The organism is uncultured Lutibacter sp., from assembly GCF_947495725.1.
Taxonomy (GTDB): domain Bacteria; phylum Bacteroidota; class Bacteroidia; order Flavobacteriales; family Flavobacteriaceae; genus Lutibacter.
Map to the genome: position 1 here is coordinate 43,569 of NZ_CANLZZ010000006.1, position 18,417 is coordinate 61,985.

The 18,417-nt window shown below is 32.7% G+C and carries 14 protein-coding genes; 13 read left to right on the top strand and 1 reads right to left on the bottom strand.

Annotation, left to right across the window (positions count from 1 at the left end; all coding sequences use genetic code 11):
* Position 1: 1 nt before the first annotated feature.
* From Q0776_RS14045 to Q0776_RS14105, 13 genes are read left to right on the top strand one after another with little or no spacing between them, the layout of a single operon-like run.
* Entirely contained in the window at positions 2 to 1,225 is a 1,224-nt protein-coding gene (locus Q0776_RS14045) for a family 16 glycosylhydrolase (protein WP_298369544.1), read from the top strand.
* 10 nt (positions 1,226 to 1,235) lie between these two features.
* Positions 1,236 to 2,477 (top strand): family 16 glycosylhydrolase, encoded by a 1,242-nt coding sequence (locus tag Q0776_RS14050; RefSeq protein WP_298369546.1) that lies wholly within the window; start codon positions 1,236 to 1,238, stop codon positions 2,475 to 2,477.
* 33 nt (positions 2,478 to 2,510) lie between these two features.
* On the top strand, positions 2,511 to 3,614 hold the full coding sequence (locus tag Q0776_RS14055; RefSeq protein WP_298369549.1) for a glycoside hydrolase family protein: 1,104 nt from the start codon (positions 2,511 to 2,513) through the stop codon (positions 3,612 to 3,614).
* Between the two features lie 34 nt (positions 3,615 to 3,648).
* On the top strand, positions 3,649 to 4,719 hold the full coding sequence (locus Q0776_RS14060; protein WP_298369552.1) for a glycoside hydrolase family protein: 1,071 nt from the start codon (positions 3,649 to 3,651) through the stop codon (positions 4,717 to 4,719).
* Positions 4,719 to 5,774 carry a hypothetical protein gene (locus Q0776_RS14065; protein WP_298369554.1) on the top strand — a complete coding sequence of 352 codons (1,056 nt, stop codon included), beginning with the start codon at positions 4,719 to 4,721 and terminating at the stop codon, positions 5,772 to 5,774. Before Q0776_RS14060 ends, Q0776_RS14065 begins: the two co-directional genes overlap by 1 nt.
* Positions 5,775 to 5,780: 6 nt before the next feature.
* Entirely contained in the window at positions 5,781 to 8,081 is a 2,301-nt protein-coding gene (locus tag Q0776_RS17830) for a hypothetical protein (protein ID WP_366139407.1), read from the top strand.
* A 9-nt stretch (positions 8,082 to 8,090) separates the two neighbouring features.
* The gene (locus tag Q0776_RS14075; RefSeq protein WP_298369557.1) at positions 8,091 to 9,653 is read left to right on the top strand and encodes a sulfatase; all 1,563 of its coding nucleotides are present in this window, start codon (positions 8,091 to 8,093) and stop codon (positions 9,651 to 9,653) included.
* Positions 9,654 to 9,672: 19 nt separating this feature from the next.
* On the top strand, positions 9,673 to 10,962 hold the full coding sequence (locus Q0776_RS14080) for a glycoside hydrolase (protein WP_298369560.1): 1,290 nt from the start codon (positions 9,673 to 9,675) through the stop codon (positions 10,960 to 10,962).
* Positions 10,963 to 10,966: 4 nt separating this feature from the next.
* The gene (locus Q0776_RS14085; RefSeq protein WP_298369561.1) at positions 10,967 to 12,088 is read left to right on the top strand and encodes a glycoside hydrolase family protein; all 1,122 of its coding nucleotides are present in this window, start codon (positions 10,967 to 10,969) and stop codon (positions 12,086 to 12,088) included.
* 9 nt (positions 12,089 to 12,097) lie between these two features.
* Complete coding sequence (locus tag Q0776_RS14090) at positions 12,098 to 13,819, top strand: glycoside hydrolase family 2 TIM barrel-domain containing protein (RefSeq protein WP_298369562.1); 1,722 nt, start codon at positions 12,098 to 12,100, stop codon at positions 13,817 to 13,819.
* Between the two features lie 19 nt (positions 13,820 to 13,838).
* Positions 13,839 to 15,095, top strand: a complete 1,257-nt coding sequence (locus Q0776_RS14095; RefSeq protein ID WP_298369563.1) for a glycoside hydrolase — start codon at positions 13,839 to 13,841, stop codon at positions 15,093 to 15,095.
* A gap of 43 nt (positions 15,096 to 15,138) precedes the next feature.
* Positions 15,139 to 16,434: a family 43 glycosylhydrolase gene (locus Q0776_RS14100; RefSeq protein WP_298369565.1), complete on the top strand. Its 1,296-nt coding sequence runs from the start codon at positions 15,139 to 15,141 to the stop codon at positions 16,432 to 16,434.
* A gap of 26 nt (positions 16,435 to 16,460) precedes the next feature.
* Complete coding sequence (locus Q0776_RS14105; protein WP_298369566.1) at positions 16,461 to 17,906, top strand: sulfatase; 1,446 nt, start codon at positions 16,461 to 16,463, stop codon at positions 17,904 to 17,906.
* 79 nt (positions 17,907 to 17,985) lie between these two features.
* Here Q0776_RS14105 and Q0776_RS14110 read toward each other — a convergent pair whose 3' ends face one another.
* The gene (locus Q0776_RS14110; protein ID WP_298369568.1) at positions 17,986 to 18,345 is read right to left on the bottom strand and encodes a hypothetical protein; all 360 of its coding nucleotides are present in this window, start codon (positions 18,343 to 18,345) and stop codon (positions 17,986 to 17,988) included.
* Positions 18,346 to 18,417: the final 72 nt, after the last annotated feature.

Consider the following 18,417-nt stretch of genomic DNA (forward strand, 5'->3'; position numbering starts at 1 on the left):
TATGAACTTAAAATCTGTAATAGTTTCAATTATATTAGTTTTTAGTTTTTTGCAACTTAAAGCTCAACAAACAGCTAATAAAATCAATTTAAATGAATGGAATTTAGTATGGCAAGATGAGTTTGATTACAGTAATAAAAAACTAGATCAAAATTGGGAATCTCAAAATGGTCCAAGTGGACATATTTTATGCAGTAGATGGAGAGAAAATGCCGTTGTTAAAAATGGTGTTTTAGAGTTACAGGCACGAAAAGAAAACAGAGGAGGACAAGAATGGACTGCTGGTAATATTTGGACAAAAAGAAGGTTTGGTTATGGGTATTTTGAGAGTAGATACAAATATGCAGGTGCAGCAGGAACAAACAATTCATTTTGGTTAATGCCTCAAGGAGTAAATTTAAATACCGAAGAAATTGTTTGCGAACTTGATATTAATGAAGGGCATTTTCCTAATGAAGTAAACACAGATCGTCATCATCATCAAAGTGGTGGGTCATATAACGGTCAGCTTGGTTATACTGAAGGATTGTCACCAGCTTATGCGCATTCGTTTAATAATTCAATTAAAACAAAACGTATACGTTTTTCTTCAAATAATTCAACGCATTTTCATTTAAGAGAGTTTCGTATCTATGAAACTAATAACAACTGTTATCCTACTAATTTACTTTCAGATAATGCTGATAGTTCTGTTTCGGGATTAAAAAATCTTGCACTTGAAGGCAATGTTGAAATAACTGCTAGCGGTGTGCTTAGAGATGAATTTAAAGTAAACTCTGTAGCTGATGGAAGTTTAAGTAGTAGTTGGGTGTCACAAAAAACTGGAGAAAAATGGTTGGAGTTTAGTTGGCCGTCAGAACAATCTATAGGTCACATTCAATTTATAAATGGGTGGCAAAAAGATGCTGTTTGGCACGCATTTATTACCGATTATAAGATTGAAGCAGAAGTTAATGGAGAATGGGTTGAACTTGCTAATTTTGATGTAGAGACGAAACATAATTATGCGGAAGAATATCATGTGTATGGTGTAGATTGGAATGTTGAAAATGTAAAATTTTATTTTGATAATAAATTAATTAGAACACTTCCTAACACAGAATGTACAGATGATTTAAATATATGGTTGAGTCTAGCCATTTTAGAACATGCAGGTGAAGTAACAGACGCCATTGACGGAACAAGTATGAAAGTTGATTATGTTAAATATTATCAAAAAAAATAAATTCAAAAAAATGAATATAAAGTATATCGTATTTAGTTTAATTAGTGTGTTTTTTATTTTGAAATCAGAAGCGCAAAAAAATGAAGGGTTTGACTATTCTAAATGGGATTTAGTTTGGCAAGATGAGTTTGATTATAGTAATAAAAAACTTGATAAAAATTGGGAATCTCAAAATGGTCCAAGTGGACATATTTTATGCAGTAGGTGGAGAGAAAATGCAGTGGTGAAAAATGGTGTTTTAGAGTTACAGGCACGAAAAGAAAACAGAGGAGGACAGGAATGGACCGCAGGTAATATTTGGAGTAAAAAGAAATTCAAATATGGATATTTTGAATGTCGATATAAGTATGCAGGAGCAACGGCAACCAATAATTCTTTTTGGTTAATGACAAGAGGAGGTGAGCCAACTGAAGGAAAAAGATTTGAAATTGATATAAACGAAGGACATTTTCCCAATGAAGTAAACACAAATATTCATAATTGGTCAGATTTTACTTACAATCAAGATGGTAAAAAAACGCATCCTTCAAGCCATAAAGGATTTTCATATGGAGCAAAGCCAGATTATTCATTTCAATTAGAAATTCCTATTGAAACAAAAAAAGTTAGATTGATTTCTAAAAGCAACTCAAAATTTCATATTAGAGAATTTAGAGTTTACGGAACTCAAACAGAAACTTTTCCTGAAACACTGTCTAAATCTGCAGATAATGATGTGGATGGTTTGGTTAATTATGTTAGAAGTGATGATGTGAAAATAACTTCAAGTGGTTCATTTAAAAATCAAAAATCTGAATATGGTTTAGCTGATGGTAAAATTGAAACTTCTTGGATTTCACAAATAAAAGGAGACAAGTGGATTGAATTTGAATGGAAAGAAAACATTACAATTGGTTGCATTCAATTTATTAATGGTTGGAATAGTAAGGGAAATTGGCACGATTTATTATCCAATTATAAATTACAATATTTTAATAATGGTGAATGGAAAGATGTTGCAACTTTAGATGTTGAGAAAAGCAGCAATTTTGCTAAAGAATATCAAACGTATGGTTTAGAATGGAATGAAAACGAGATTGTATTTTATTTTAATGGAGAAGAAATTAGAAGAGAAAAAAATACATTTTGTTTTAGTGAAACTCCTATTTGGTTAAGTCTTGCCATTATAAAATGGTCTGGTTCAGTTACCGACGAAATAGATGGAAAATCTATGAAGGTAGATTATGTGAGATATTATAAAAAGAAGCAATAAGAATTTAAATTTACATTAATTAAAAAGCACAAAATGAGATTTCTAACACTATTTTTAATAACAGTTACTCTTTTAAGTTCTTGTAAAAAAGAATCTAAAAAAAACTTAGAGGATTTAAACATAGATTATAAAATTGAATTAGGAGAAGTTACGCTTCAGTCCAAATTTGAAAGCGATACAATGAGTATTTGGGGAGGCTCCATTACTAAAGGAGATGATGGATTGTACCATATGTTTTATTCTAGATGGAAAAAAGATTTAGGTTGGGCTTGGGTAACACATTCTGAAATTGCACACGCAGTTGCAGAAAGTCCTTTTGGACCATTTAAGTTTAAAGATGTTGCTTTGGGAATTCGAGATTCAAAATTATGGGACGGTTTATGTACACACAATCCTACAGTTCACAAATACGGCAATAAATATTACTTGTATTATATGGGAAATACTGGTGATGGAAAAGTATTTGGAGAGCCAGGAGTAATAAAACTAAACCCTATTCATAGAAATAATCAGCGAATTGGTGTAGCAGTTTCGGATAGCCCAAACGGACCTTGGGCACGTTTTGATAAACCATTAATTGATGTGAGTAAAGATAGTACAGCTATTGATGCATTGATGGTGAGTAACCCATCAATTACTAAAAGACCAGATGGTGGTTATTTAATGGTATATAAGGCAGTAGGTAAAAAGAAAAAAGGACTTTGGGGAGGTCCGGTAGTGCATTGTGTAGCAACTTCAGACAGCCCAACGGGTCCATTTATAAAATACGATAAACCAATTTTTCTAGCTAAAGGACACGATTTTCCTGCTGAAGATCCTTTTATTTGGTATGAAGCTGGAAAATATAGAGCAATTTTAAAAGATATGCATGGAGCATTTACAGATGCAGGTATGGCGTTGGTTTTATTTGAATCTGAAGATGGATTTGATTGGACATTATCTAAAAATGCATTGGTTTCAACATTAGAAATTAAATGGGAAGATGGAACGGTTCAAAAAGTAGCTAATTTAGAACGCCCCCAAGTTTATTTAGAAAATGGAATTCCAAAAGTACTTGTTTGTGCTTCTGACGTAAAAGATAGTAAAGGTGTTCTTCAATCCTTTAATGTTCAAATTCCAATTAAATCTATAAAATAATAATAAAATTATGAGGTATTGTTTAATATTGTTAATGGCGTTAATTTCTTGTAAAGAACAGCCAAAAAAAACTGTAGAAATAAAAAAATCAGATTATAAAATTGAATTAGGAGAAGTTAAGCTTCAGTCTAAATTTGAAAGTGATACAATGAGTGTTTGGGGAGGTTCCATTACAAAAGGAGATGATGGTTTGTATCATATGTTTTATTCTAGATGGAAAAAAGATTTAGGTTGGGCTTGGGCTACACATTCTGAAATAGCACACGCAGTTGCTGAAAGTCCTTTTGGACCATTTAAGTTTAAAGATATTGCTTTGGGAATTCGAGATTCAAAATTGTGGGATGGTTTATGTACACACAATCCTACAGTTCACAAATACGGCAATAAATATTACTTGTATTATATGGGGAATACGGGTGACGGAAAAGTATTTGGAGAGCCCGGAACAATAAAACTAAACCCTATTCATAGAAATAATGCGAGAATAGGTGTAGCAGTTGCGGATAATCCAAACGGACCTTGGAAACGTTTTGATAAACCATTAATTGATGTGAGTAAGGATAGCACAGCTATTGACGCGCTATTGGTGAATAATCCATCAATTACCAAAAGACCAGATGGTGGTTATTTAATGGTTTACAAGGCTGTTGGGAAAAAGAAAAAAGGAATTTGGGGAGGACCTGTGGTACATTGTGTCGCAACTTCAGACAGTCCAACAGGACCGTTTGTTAAATATGGAAAACCAGTATTTTTAGCAGAAGGACATGATTTTCCTGCTGAAGATCCTTTTATTTGGTATGAAGCTGGAAAATATAGAGCTATTTTAAAAGATATGCACGGAGCATTTACAGATGCAGGTATGGCGTTGGTTTTATTTGAATCTGAAGATGGATTTGATTGGACATTATCTAAAAATGCATTGGTTTCAACATTAGAAATTAAATGGGAAGATGGAACGGTTCAAAAAGTAGCTAATTTAGAACGCCCCCAAGTTTATTTAGAAAATGGAATTCCAAAAGTTCTTGTATGTGCTTCAGATGTAAAAAATAGTAAGGGTGTTCTTCAATCTTTTAATGTTCAAATTCCAATTAAAACTAAACAATAATGAAAAATTCTATAAAAATATTGATTGCTTTTTTAAGTATTTGGCAAGTTTCCAATGCTCAAACACCACAGCAACTTCCTAAAAATGGAAATCAGTATGAAACTTATAGAGATAATAGTATTTCAGATGAATTTAATAGTAAAAAATTGAATACTAATAAATGGGGAAGAAGAAATACTGGAGGAGCATCAATAGAAAATTATGTTGCAGACAAATCTTTAGTTGTAATGGAAAAGGAAACTAATAAAGGTGTAACAACCAAGTTTGTTTCTATAAAAGGAACTACGGAAAAAGGTTCCCCAAAAACAGCTGGTTTAGTTAGTAATGCGTCAGCTTTTTATGGGTTTTATACAGTGAAATTTAGATTTAGAGGTTTTGATACTGATGATGTAAAAGAGAAAAGTTCTGTATGGCATCCTTCTGTTTGGAGTGCTATTGGGAATTATACTGGTGAAAAGAAAAAATCTTCTGTAAAAAATAGTGCTTTTTGGACAGAAATTGATTTTATGGAGTGGGAAAATAAAGCAAATGGTTGGAGTAGCGATGCTCCTTCTCGAATAAGAGACAGCAAGGGGAAAAAACGTAAAGTTGTAACTCAAGGAAAAGGCGCTGAAAAAGCAATTATGACCAAAGGTCCTTTTCAAACCTACGCCCCTGTTTGGCAAACTATTGGCTTAGAGTATACACCAGAATATATAAAATTGTGGGAATGGAAAAATGGAGAATGGGTTCATATGGGGAAAAGAGTTGTAAAATTTGTTGAAGAATCCGAAGCAAACCCAGAAAGAAAATACACTATATGTACCATTGGAAAAAAAGCAAGACAACCAATGTTTTGGTATTTAGGAAATATTGTTGCGAAACATGTATTAGCTAAAGTTGAAAATGGAACCAATACTTATACTATGAACGATTTATCTGTAGATTTTGATTTCTTTAGGTATTACCGCCATAAAAGTACTAGAGATATTGATTGGAATTGGGAAAATGGAGTAAAACAAGGAGGAGGAAAAATTAAGAAAGATTTTTCTCCAATTCAAGCTACTAAAAATTAATAAATTATGAATCTTAAAAGTGGAGTAATTTCTGTTTTTTCATTTTTTGTAACCTTTATTGGGTTTGCACAAGCAGATTTTGATTTTAAAGAGTTGCTTCCTGAAAAATTTGACAAAGCAAATATTATTGAAGAAGAAGATTATAATGTTTGGGGAACAAATATTTTAAAAGGAAAAGATGGTAAATACCACGCAATTTATTCACGTTGGTTAAAATCTAGAGGGCATTTAGGTTGGGTTACACATTCTGAAATTGCACACGCCGTTTCCGATAATTTAACAGGTCCTTATAAATTTAAAAATTTAGTATTACCGCCTAGAGGTAAAAAATATTGGGATGGTGACTGTACTCATAATCCTCACGTATTGGAGCACAATGGGAAGTATTATTTATATCATATGGGAAACAAAGGAAGTGGTTTTTGGGATAAAACTTCAGACTCAGTTATGCCAAAATATACAGATAAAGAATGGTGGATAAATAGAAATAATCAACGTGTTGGATTAGCTGTTGCTGACGATTTAAATGGTGAATGGCAACGTTTTGATAAACCATTAATTGATGTTACAGGTAATAGAATGATGACTTCAACACCAACTATTTCAAAACGTACTGATGGTAAGTTTTTGTTAGCATATAAATATGTAGAACCAAACGAAAAATTTAAAAATGGAAAGGTTGTTCACGTAACTTCTCTTTCTAATTCACCAATGGGACCTTTTGTAGATACGGGAGTTCCTTTTATTACGCACCCAACAGCAAGTTTTGCAATAGATGATCATTTAGAATGGGTTTACAACGGAAATTACTATTGCATTGCAAAAGATTCACGTGGTGCTTGGAGCGATTACCCTAATGGTTCAACAATGTTGTTTGAAGGTGATGATTTGGGATTAAAGTGGAAACCAGCCAAAAACTTTTTAGTTTTAAAAGCAGGTGAAATTAAATGGACAGATGGTACTACTACAAAAACAGCACGTACTGCGGATATGCCAAAGTTTTATATGGATAATGGAATTCCAAAAGCATTAATTATTGCCATTTTACCTAAAGACAGTGAAATATCATATTCGTTAGTAATTCCTTTAAAAACACCAAAATCAAGTACAAACGTTTTTCCTTATCAGGTAACAAAATATTCTAAGGAACGAAAATTAAGTGCTGCTTTGGATAGAAGTTTTAACCAATATCCGTCACATGTTAATGCTGAAAATGAGTTGTACAGTCAGTTTAAATACACAAAACTTACTGGGTTCGATTATAATGATGGAGATGCAACTATTACGCGTAGAGATCCTTCAAAAATAATTAAAGAAAATGGGAAATATTATGTTTGGTATACCAAGCGAGATACAAAAACTCCACCAGTTGGAGCTAGAAATGCACATTTAGCAACTGATAAAATTCCTTCCACAGACTGGGATTTAGCTGAAATTTGGTATGCTACAAGTAAAGATGGTTTTCATTGGGAAGAACAAAGTGTTGCAGTTACACGTCCTGCATATCCAACTCCAGGTTGGAGAGCAGTAGCAACTGCAGATGTGTTAAAATTCAAAGGGAAATATTATATCTATTACCAGGCTTTTACAGAAGCAAGTGGTAAACGAGGAGATTATTGCCCTGTTAGTGTAGCGTTTTCAGATTCACCTGATGGACCTTGGACACACGTTAATAAAGCCGTAATTCCAACTGGAGCAAAAGGAGAATGGGATCAATTTGCGATACAAGCTCCAACACCTTTGGTTCATAACGGAAAAATATATGTGTATTATAAAGCAGCCTTTAATCGTCCAGGAACTGTTTGGAGTGGAATAGGATTAGCAATAGCAGATGATCCGTTAGGACCGTTTAAGAAACACGAATTAAATCCAGTTCAGAATTCAGGTCACGAAATTTGTTTTTTCCCTTGGAAAGAAGGCTTGGCTTCGATGACAATTCGTGATGGATCCGAGCACTTTACAATTCAATATGCTAAAGACTGGGTTAATTTTGAAATAATGTCAATAACTGAAATGATGCCAATTGGACCAAATGCTTATATACCAGATGCCTTTTTGGATAATAAAAACGGACGAGGAATTACTTGGGGAATTGGTCACTTTATCAATTTTAAAGGGAAAAATAGTGATAAATGGCATTCAGAATTATATAGATTTGATTGTGATTTAAGTCTTGATGTTGATGATCCTGAAATGAAGCATCACAATAATAGATGGAACCCTGAAGATTATTTTCGTTGGGGATTGAGTAAAAAACAAATTGAAAGAATTCAAGAAGAAAACAATAAAGCGGATAGCAAAAATTAAATTGAATAAATGAAAACAAGAATATTAAAATATAGTTTGTTAATTGTTTTTTACGCTTTCTCTTTTTTAGGAATAAGTCAGAGTAACTCTCAAAAAAATATAATTCTTATTATAACCGATGATCACGCTTACCAAGCAATTAGTGCTTATAATAATCGTTTGGCTAACATTGCTCCAACACCAAATATTGACAAATTGGCCAATAGTGGAGTTCGTTTTGATAGAAGTTATGTAGGGAATTCTATTTGTGCGCCATCTAGAGCAACAATGCTTACAGGAAAACACAGTCATTTAAATGGTATAAAAACTTTAAAAGAAAAGTTTGATGGAAGTCAGCCAACAATTGCTAATATTCTTCAAAAAAATGGATACGAAACTTCTTTTTTTGGTAAATGGCATTTGAAAAATGAACCAGAAGGTTTTTCTAATTGGGATGTTTTAATTGGACAAGGAGATTATTACAATTCAGATTTTAAAACAAAAGATGGCATAACCAGAAGTGAAGGTTATGTAACCGATGTAATTACTGATAAAGCAATAAATTGGTTAAATGCTGAAAGAGAAAAAGAGAAACCTTTTATGATGATTGTTGGGCATAAAGCACCGCACGCAAATTGGTTGCCGCCTGTAAAATATTTAACCACATTTGATGCTGTTGAAATTCCAGAACCAACCAATTTATTTGATGATCATTCAGGAAATGGGTTAGGAGTAAAAGAAACAGATATGACTATTGAAGAAATGCCAATGGGTTGGTATTGTCAACTTTGGTCTGAAATGAAAGAGAAACCAAACAGATATGAAGATTTTGGAGGCACACTTTGGAAGCGTGCTTATGGAAGATTAAGTAATGAAGAAAAAGCAAGTTTTGATAAAGTTTTCAATCCAAAAAATGAAGCTTTTTTAAAGACTAATTTAAAAGGAGAAGATTTAATTCGTTGGAAATATCAGCGAATTATGAAAAACTATTTAGGTTGTGTAAAATCTGTTGATGATAATGTTGGTAGATTAATGGAGTATGTAAAAACTGCTGGTTTGGAAGAAAATACGTTGGTTATTTATGTTTCGGATCAAGGATTATTTTTAGGAGAACACGGTTGGTATGACAAACGTATGATGTATGAAGAAGCATTTAGAACACCACTTATTGTTTCTTGTCCTTCAATACGAACTAAAGGAACAGTTAGTAAACAATTGGTTCAAAATATAGATTACGCACCAACTATTTTAGATTTTGCAGGAGTTGAAATTCCTGAAGATATGCAAGGAGAAAGTTTGGTGCCAATTCTAAATAAAGTAAAAGCCAAAAATTGGAGAAAGAGTTTGTATTATCAATATTACGATTATCCTGGAGGACACGATATTCATAAACATCAAGGTGTTGTAACCAAAAGATATAAACTAATATACTTTTATGAAATTGGTGAATGGGAATTTTATGATTTAAAGAAAGATCCTTCAGAAATGAAAAATGAATATAAAAATTCAACATATAAAAAAGAAATAGCACGTTTAAAAAAGGAATTAAACAAGCTTCAAAAAATGTATAACGTACCAAATAATAGTATATAATTACTTTAATTTAGACAGAATGAAATATTTATTATCAATTGTATTAACAGTGTTTTTGTTGGTTTCTTGTAATGAAACTCAAGAGAAATCAGTTAAAAAAACAGCTGAAGTAGAAAATCAAGTTTTTCCGCATAAAATGCCAACAGAAAAACCGGAATATCCATTAAGTTCAGCTGCGGAACGTATGTTTAATTATCCAGCACCAAGAGTTCAGGATAACGAATTGTTTTCACAATTTAAATATACGCGTTTAGAAGGATTGGATTATAATGGTGGAGATGGAACAATTACACGTAGAGATCCATCAAGACCTGTTTTAATTGATGGGAAATACTATATGTGGTATACAAAACGCCATACAAAAGTACCACCAATTGGGTGGAATAGAGCAAACGAAGCTACTGATGAAATTCCTTCAACCGATTGGGATTTGTGTGATATTTGGTATGCAACCAGTGAAGATGGTTTTAAATGGGAAGAACAAGGAATTGCCGTTCCAAGACCTAAAAAGCCTGCACTAGGTTGGCGTTCAGTAGCTACACCAGATATTTTAATTTGGAAAGGGAAATACCATTTGTATTTCCAGGCGTTTAACGAGCCAAGTGGAACACGTGGTGATTGGTGCCCAATTTCTATGGCGTATGCCGATTCTCCTAACGGTCCGTGGACTCACGTTGGAAAATCTGTTGTTCCATTCGGTAAAAAAGGTGAATGGGATCAAGACCAAACTCAAGACCCACATCCAATTGTTTATAAAGGGAAAATCTATTTATATTATAAAGCAGCCTATAATAAATGGCCAGATAAACGAGATAAATATGCAGTGGCTCACGGACTAGCAATTGCCGAAGATCCTTTCGGTCCATTTGAAAAACATCCGTTAAATCCTGTATTGAATTCTGGTCATGAAACAACCTATTTTCCTTTTAAAGAAGGAATTGCAGCCTTAGCAATAAAAGATGGGAACGAAGCACAAACAATGCAATATGCAAAAGACGGTGCAAACTTTGAAATTGCGGCAACAGTTGAATTAACACCAACAGCAGCAGGAGCTTATACACCAGATGCATTTACAAATACTTCATTCGGAAAAGGAATTACCTGGGGAGTTTGTCATTTTATAAACGCAGCACAATCAAAAGATAAAAAGCATTCTATAATTGCTCGTTTTGATTGTGATTTGAGTTTAGATGTTCACGAACCTTGGTTAAAAAGTACGGGTGTTTGGCACAGACCAGAAGTTTATTTTAAACAAGGTCTGGGTAATTTAAGAAAAAAGAGAGAAGCAATAGGAAAAAATAAAAAGTAAAAACATGAAAAAATTAGCAACAGTACTGGTGGCTTTAATTGTTTTAGTTTCTTGTGGAGAGAAATCTAAAAAAACAGTTGAAAAAGATGTTCCTCAAAAGGAAGTTGATTTTAAAATTGAGTTTGGAAAAGTATCTCCAAAGTCAGTTTTTAGCGGTGGAGATTCAATAAGCATTTGGGGAGGTTCGGTAGTAAAAGGAGAAGATGGTTTGTACCATATGTTATATGCACGTTGGCCAAAAAAAATAGGTTGGGAATGGGTAAACTATTCTGAAGTTGCACACGCAACATCAAAATCACCTTTCGGACCATTTAAACATGTAGATATTGCTTTAGACGAACGTGGAGAAAAATTTTGGGATGGTTCGGCAACACACAATCCTACAGTTCATAAAATGAACGGAAAATATTACTTGTACTATATGGGTAATTTTGGCGATAAAAAAATTGTAAGTGTTCCTGGAAAAGCTAAAATAAACTGGATGCACCGTAACAATCAACGTATTGGAGTTGCTGTTGCAGATTCTCCAAATGGACCTTGGAAACGTTTCGATAAGCCAGTTTTAGATATTACGTATAATAATGATGATGCTCCTGATGCTTTAATGACTTCAAACCCGTCTGTTTGTCAAATGACTGATGGTAGAGTTTTAATGGTTTATAAAGCAGTAGGTAAAAAATTTCCATTACCTCAAGGAGGTCCGGTTGTTCATATGGTTGCAATTGCTGATAGCCCAACAGGTCCGTTTGTAAAGCAAGAAAAATTAGCTTTTGAAATTAAAGGAGAACGTTTTCCAGCTGAAGATCCATATATCTGGCATCAAGATGGCAAATACAGAGCTATTGTAAAAAGAATTAAGCATGTTGGTAAAAAGCGTGTATTTTCTTTAGTTCAATATGATTCAAAAGATGGATTGGATTGGAAACCATCAAAATACCATGAAATTTCTGATAGAATTGTTACTTGGGAAAATGGAAGAGAGCAACAGTTTACACATTTAGAACGTCCACAAGTTGTGGTTGAAAATGGAGAAGCAATTGCTTTAATGTGTGCAGCAGATACGTTAGTGAATAAAGTTAGAAATTCATTTAACATTCAAATTCCTTTAAAAGTTACTAAAGAATAAATTTTAATTATGAAGGCACTTTTTAACATTCTCATACTACTTTTTTTAGTTACGGCTTGTACTAGTTCTCAAGAAGAGAATTCTAATAATCAGCTATCATTAAATGGTACTTGGCAGTTTATTGCATCTAATAAATTGAATGAAAACTCCATTGTAAAAAATAAGGATATTCAATGGGACACGATACATGTTCCTGGAAATTGGGATACTCGTAAGCGATATTCAGAATATGAAGGAAAGGGATATTATTATAAACAGTTTAAAGTGCCTACTAATTGGGAAAAAAAACAGATTCATCTAAAATTTAATGCTGTTTATGAAACTGCTAAGGTTTGGTTAAACGGAGAATTTTTAGGGAAACATGTTGGTGGTTACACACCTTTTGAATTTAATATTACTGATAAAGTAACTGCTGGTAATTCAAATTCTATGGTTGTTATGGCAGATAATTCTTATAAACGTGGAGCTTGGTGGGCTTGGGGAGGTATAAGTAGAGATGTTAATTTATTTGCATCTGAAGAGGTAAGAATAATTTATCAGCATATAACTTCTGAACCAGATTTCGTTAATAAAAAAGTAAATTATACAATTAAATATAAACTCGAAAATAACGGAGATAAAGAAGTTTCAGCAAAAGTTTATTCCAATATTAATGGTGTAGAAGTTGATTCTTTAGAAATGTTAATTAAAGCGAAATCAAATGCTATTTCATCAATAAAATTTCAAAAAGAATTGACAGATGTAAAACTTTGGCATTTTAATAATCCATATTTATATGAATTAAATAGTATTGTAAAAGTTGAAAATAATAAAGTAGATTCGGTTTCTGACAAATTTGGCGTTCGAAAATTTGAAGTTCATGGAGAGCAATTTTTCTTAAATAATGAAGCCGTTAGAATGAATGGAGTAAATCGTGTTCACGACCATCCAGATTATGGAAATACAGAACCAGACCATTTAATAAAAAGTGATTTGTTAGACATTAAAAATAATTTAGGTTGTAATTTTTCACGATTAATGCACGCTCCGCTTTCAAAAAATATATTGAAATTTTGCGATAGTATTGGTTTTTTATTGGTTGAAGAAATTCCTGTTTGGGGAGAAAATGACCCTCAATCCATTCCTAATAATCCGTTAACAAAAAAATGGATGAAAGAAATGATTGAGCGAGATTACAATCACCCAAGTGTTGTAGCGTGGAGTGTTGGAAATGAATTAAGAACTACAGAGCCTAAATGGGGAATGCAACACCTTACAAATGATCAATATGAGTATGTAAATGAAATGATTGATTATACAAGTTCTTTAGATAATTCGAGGCTTAAAACCTATGTAAGTAATACCTCATATCAAGGAGGTGAAATAGGCAATGAACCTTATGAAAATCTAGATTTTCTATGTGTAAATAGCTATGGAAATGCTATAAAAATAATAGAAAATGTTTATGAGAAATTCCCTAATAAACCCATTTTTATTTCTGAAATAGGAAGAGGGCAAATAGGGCCAGCACCTGATGCGCAATTACAAGAAGATTTGATTGATTTTATGAAGAATCTAAAAAACTATCCATACGTAACAGGGATTTCTATTTGGAGTTATAATGATTATAGAAGCAATTATAAAGGTACTCCAGAATCTGGGTTTAGAGAATGGGGAATTGTTGATGAAAAACGCAATAAAAAGAAAGCTTATTATCAACTCCAAGAAGTTTATAAAGAGTGGCAAGATTAACTTAAATTAAAAAATACTAATGAAAACCACTTTACCATATATAGCAAGTGTTTTATTAATTGTAATAGCATCTTGCTCCAATGAAAAAAATACAAAGAAAAAAGAGATTAAACCATTTCCGTATACTGTAACAGAGCAAACTGCAAATATTGAAATGAGTGCTGCAATGAAGCGTAGCTTTAATAATTATAGTGCCATTCACCCAGCAGATAATGAGTTGTACACCAAATTTAAATACACAAAACTAAAAGGGTTTGATTACAGCAATCATGACGGAACGGTAAGTAGAAGAGATCCTTCAAAAGTAATTTTTGAAAATGGGAAATATTATGTGTGGTACACCTATCGTAATACTCCAACTATTCCAATGGGGCCTAAAAAATGTAACGATACTATCCCTTCTACAGATTGGGATTTAGCTGAAATTTGGTATGCAACTAGTAAAGATGGTTTAACTTGGGAAGAACAAGGAGTTGCTGTACCAAGACCACCTAAACCTAACGTAGGTTGGAGAGCAGTTGCAACTACCGATATTTTAAAATGGAAAGACAAGTATTATTTATACTATCAAGGTTTTATGGAAGCTAGTGGTAAAAAAGGAGATTATTGCCCTGTTGCAGTGTCGTATGCAGATTCACCTGATGGCCCTTGGACTCCAACAAATGAAATTGTTATTCCTACTGGTCCAAAAGGAGCTTGGGATCAATACGCAATTCACGATCCTTATCCAATTATTCATGATGGAAAAATATATTTATATTATAAATCGGCATTCAACAGGCCTGGTAATGTTTGGGTAGCTGGTGGTTTAGCCATTGCCGATAATCCTTTAGGACCATTCACAAAATATGAACTGAATCCAGTATTAAATTCAGGACATGAATTAACATTGTTTCCTTTTAAAGAAGGTGTAGCTGCTATTGTTGCCAAAGATGGAAACGAACATTTTACCATTCAATATGCTAAAGATTGGGTAAATTTTGAAATTGCTTCAATTTTATCATTGGTTCCTGCTGCATCAGCACCTTATGTGCCTGATGCATTTACGGATACAAAAGATGGACAAGGAATTTCTTGGGGCTTATGTCATTTTATAAATGCAGGAAAACCAAAAGTGTATCCACATTCCATTTTAGCTAGATTTGATTGTGATTTAAGTAGAACTATTGATGATCACGAAATGAAAGAAACCAGAACTCATTACGATATGGATCATTATTTTGAGCAAGGATTAAGTAAAAAACAAAAGGAGCGAATTTTTAACACAAGCAAATAGGTGTTTTAAAGGCTAAGGTTTAATAAAAAAATAAAATATAAAAATGAAAAGAATAAATAAACTTCAAAAAATAGGATTTCTTGTATTAGTTATTGGAACTCTTTTTTCTTGTTCAGAAAATAGAGTAAAATCAGAAGCTATTGATAAAAATGAAGCAAAAGCCAAAACAATGTTTCCTTTTAAAATGCCTTCTGAAAAGCCAAACATTGAAATGAGTACCGCTTCAGAAAGAATGTTTGAATATTCAACTCCAAGAGTACAAGATAATGAGTTGTTTAGCCAGTTTAAATATACACGTTTAAAAGGGTTTGATTACAATAACGGTGATGGAACTATTTCAAGAAGAGATCCTTCACGACCAATTTTGGTTGATGGAACGTATTACATTTGGTATACAAAACGACATACAAAAGTACCACCAATTGGATGGAATAGAGCAAAAGAAGCTACCGATGAAATCCCTTCAACAGATTGGGATTTATGTGATATTTGGTACGCGACAAGTAAAGATGGAACAACTTGGGAAGAGCAAGGTGCGGCAGTAACAAGACCAGAAAAACCTAAATCTGGATGGCGTTCGGTTGCAACACCAGATATTTTGGTTTGGAAAGGTAAGTACTACTTATATTATCAAGCATTTGATGAACCAAGTGGATTAAGAGGAGATTTATGTCCAGTTTCGGTTTCATATGCCGATTCTCCAAATGGACCTTGGACTCACGGAGGAGATAAAGTGATTCCTTTTGGAAAAGAGACTGATTGGGATAGAAATGCAACACACGATCCGCATCCAATTGTTTACAAAGGAAAAATTTATATTTATTATAAAGCTGCATATAACAAATGGCCTGATAACAGAAATAATTATGCTGTGGGTCACGGATTGGCAATCGGTGAAGATCCATTAGGTCCTTTTAAAAAACATCCATTAAATCCAGTAATGCAATCTGGGCACGAAACTACTTATTGGCCGTTTAAAGGTGGTATTGCCACTTTAGCAATTAAAGATGGTAATGAACGTGAAACTATTCAATATTCTGAAGATGGTGTAAATTTTAAAATTGCTTCAGTAGTTTCATTAACTCCAACCGCAGCTGCACCTTTTATTGCTGATGCTTTTACAAATACAACTGATGGTAGAGGTTTTACTTGGGGATTATGTCATTTTGTAAATGCGGGAAAACCTAAAAAAGGATATTCTATAATGGCTCGTTTTGATTGTGATTTAAGCCTAGATTATAATGAACCAATGTTAAAAAAAACAGGTGTATGGCATAGACCAGAGGTTTATTTTGCACAAGGAATGGGAAGTATTGGAAAAAATCCTGAAGGTAGATAAAAGAATTTCATCAAAAAAAATTAATAATGGATAATATTTTAAAATTTGTTGTAGCTATATTTTTAGTTACTGTAGCGGTTTCTTGTACTTCAAAAAAAGAAGTTAAAGTTCAACCAAACATTCTTTGGATAAATTGTGATGATTTAGGTAGAGAATTGGCTTGTTACGGAAATACAGATGTATATACGCCAAATATGGATAAATTGGCAAAACAAGGTGTAAAATATGTAAATGCTTATGCTAATGCACCAGTTTGTTCTGCAAGTCGTTCATCACAAATTACGGGAACTTATCCTAGTGCTTATAATTTACTAAACCACCGAACAATGGATAGAGTTCCTTTAGAAGAAGGAGTTGTTCCAATTATGGAATTATTTAGAAAAGAAGGATATTTCTGTACCAATGGTTGGGCACATAAAATGACTAAAAACGGAAAAGAAGATTACAACTTCTCGGGTAAAAACTTTTTTGATGGTACCGATTGGAATCAACGAGCAGAAGGGCAACCATTTTTTGCACAAGTTCAAATACACGAGCCACATAGAGTTTTTGTTGAAGATAAAGAGCATCCTTTAGATGCAGATGAAATTACAATTCCTGAAGTTTATCCAGATCACCCTATAATAAGAGCAGATTGGAAGCTGTATTTAGAAAGTGTTCAAACTGCTGATAAAAGAGTTGGTTATATTTTAGATAGATTGGAAAAGGAAGGATTGGCAGATAATACGATTGTTATTTTATTTGGAGATCACGGTCGTCCACATTTACGCGATAAGCAATGGTTATATGAAGGTGGATTAGCAATTCCATTAATTGTTCGTTATCCTAAAAAAATGAATGCAGGATCTGTATATGAAGGTTTAGTAAGTTTGGTTGATGTTACTGCCAGTTCATTGAAATTTGCTGGAATTAAAGTTCAAGAATATATGCACGGAAAAGATGTGTTAAACGGTGAAAAAAGAGAATATATGTTTGGTTTCCGTCAGCGTTGTGGAGATGCTGTAGATAATATTCGTTCTATAACTGATGGTCGCTACAAATTAATTTGGAACAGAATGCCTGAATTGCCATATATGCAATTAACGTCTTATAAAAAATTACAATATCCAGCTTTTACTTTGTATAAAGTTTTAGATAAAAAAGGAGAGTTAAAAGCACCTTACAACCAATTTATGGCTGAGACACGTCCAGAATTTGAATTGTATGATTTAAAAAATGATCCAAATGAGTTTATAAATTTAGCTGAATCTAAAGAGCATACTAAAATTCAAAAAAGGTTATATGGTGAATTAAGTTCTATGTTAAATGAAGTTGAAAAAAATATGTTTGTTGAAAGCCCGGAAGCTATTGAAAGAGCAAAACAAGGTTCGCATGCGTTTTTAGTTAATGGTTTTAAGAAAAAAGGGTTGAAACCGGACGCTTCAGATGAAGAGATTCTACAAAAGTGGGAAGAGAAATTGTTGAAGAATTAGAGCATTCCTGTTATAAGTTCATTAAAAAAAACTCCTTTGAAATTTTCAAAGGAGTTTTTTTAGGAATTACTTTTAAAAACTATTTTTTCAAAAGTTTTTTTCCTTTTTGTCTTGCTGTATTTTGAGCTTCCGTTAAGATTTCTTTTTTTAGTTTAACACTAAATGTTCTATAAAGTTCTTTTACTTGAGCTTGTTTCTCAGTTTTATCAGTAACAGTTTTTTTAACTTCTTTTATTGCTTTTTGATTTTCAATAAATGCAACCGTGAATTGTTTTTCTTGTTTTTTAGATAACTTTAAAGAAGCATCAGCTGTAACTATTTCTTTATTTAATTTATCTAAACCTTTAGCAGCTGCCATTGCAGATTTATCTTGAGCAACTGATGAAAATGAAATTGCAACTACAAAAAGTAACGATACTAATAATTTAAGGTGTTTCATAATAATATTTGGTTTTAGATTACAAATTTGAGAATAAAGTTATTACAGTGCTTGTACATATGATTTTAAGAT

Coding starts and splice junctions, on each gene's coding strand:
- Q0776_RS14045 (WP_298369544.1), top strand. CDS start 2: ATGAACTTAAAATCTGTAATAGTTTCAATTATATTAGTTTTTAGTTTT.
- Q0776_RS14050 (WP_298369546.1), top strand. CDS start 1,236: ATGAATATAAAGTATATCGTATTTAGTTTAATTAGTGTGTTTTTTATT.
- Q0776_RS14055 (WP_298369549.1), top strand. CDS start 2,511: ATGAGATTTCTAACACTATTTTTAATAACAGTTACTCTTTTAAGTTCT.
- Q0776_RS14060 (WP_298369552.1), top strand. CDS start 3,649: ATGGCGTTAATTTCTTGTAAAGAACAGCCAAAAAAAACTGTAGAAATA.
- Q0776_RS14065 (WP_298369554.1), top strand. CDS start 4,719: ATGAAAAATTCTATAAAAATATTGATTGCTTTTTTAAGTATTTGGCAA.
- Q0776_RS17830 (WP_366139407.1), top strand. CDS start 5,781: ATGAATCTTAAAAGTGGAGTAATTTCTGTTTTTTCATTTTTTGTAACC.
- Q0776_RS14075 (WP_298369557.1), top strand. CDS start 8,091: ATGAAAACAAGAATATTAAAATATAGTTTGTTAATTGTTTTTTACGCT.
- Q0776_RS14080 (WP_298369560.1), top strand. CDS start 9,673: ATGAAATATTTATTATCAATTGTATTAACAGTGTTTTTGTTGGTTTCT.
- Q0776_RS14085 (WP_298369561.1), top strand. CDS start 10,967: ATGAAAAAATTAGCAACAGTACTGGTGGCTTTAATTGTTTTAGTTTCT.
- Q0776_RS14090 (WP_298369562.1), top strand. CDS start 12,098: ATGAAGGCACTTTTTAACATTCTCATACTACTTTTTTTAGTTACGGCT.
- Q0776_RS14095 (WP_298369563.1), top strand. CDS start 13,839: ATGAAAACCACTTTACCATATATAGCAAGTGTTTTATTAATTGTAATA.
- Q0776_RS14100 (WP_298369565.1), top strand. CDS start 15,139: ATGAAAAGAATAAATAAACTTCAAAAAATAGGATTTCTTGTATTAGTT.
- Q0776_RS14105 (WP_298369566.1), top strand. CDS start 16,461: ATGGATAATATTTTAAAATTTGTTGTAGCTATATTTTTAGTTACTGTA.
- Q0776_RS14110 (WP_298369568.1), bottom strand. CDS start 18,345: ATGAAACACCTTAAATTATTAGTATCGTTACTTTTTGTAGTTGCAATT.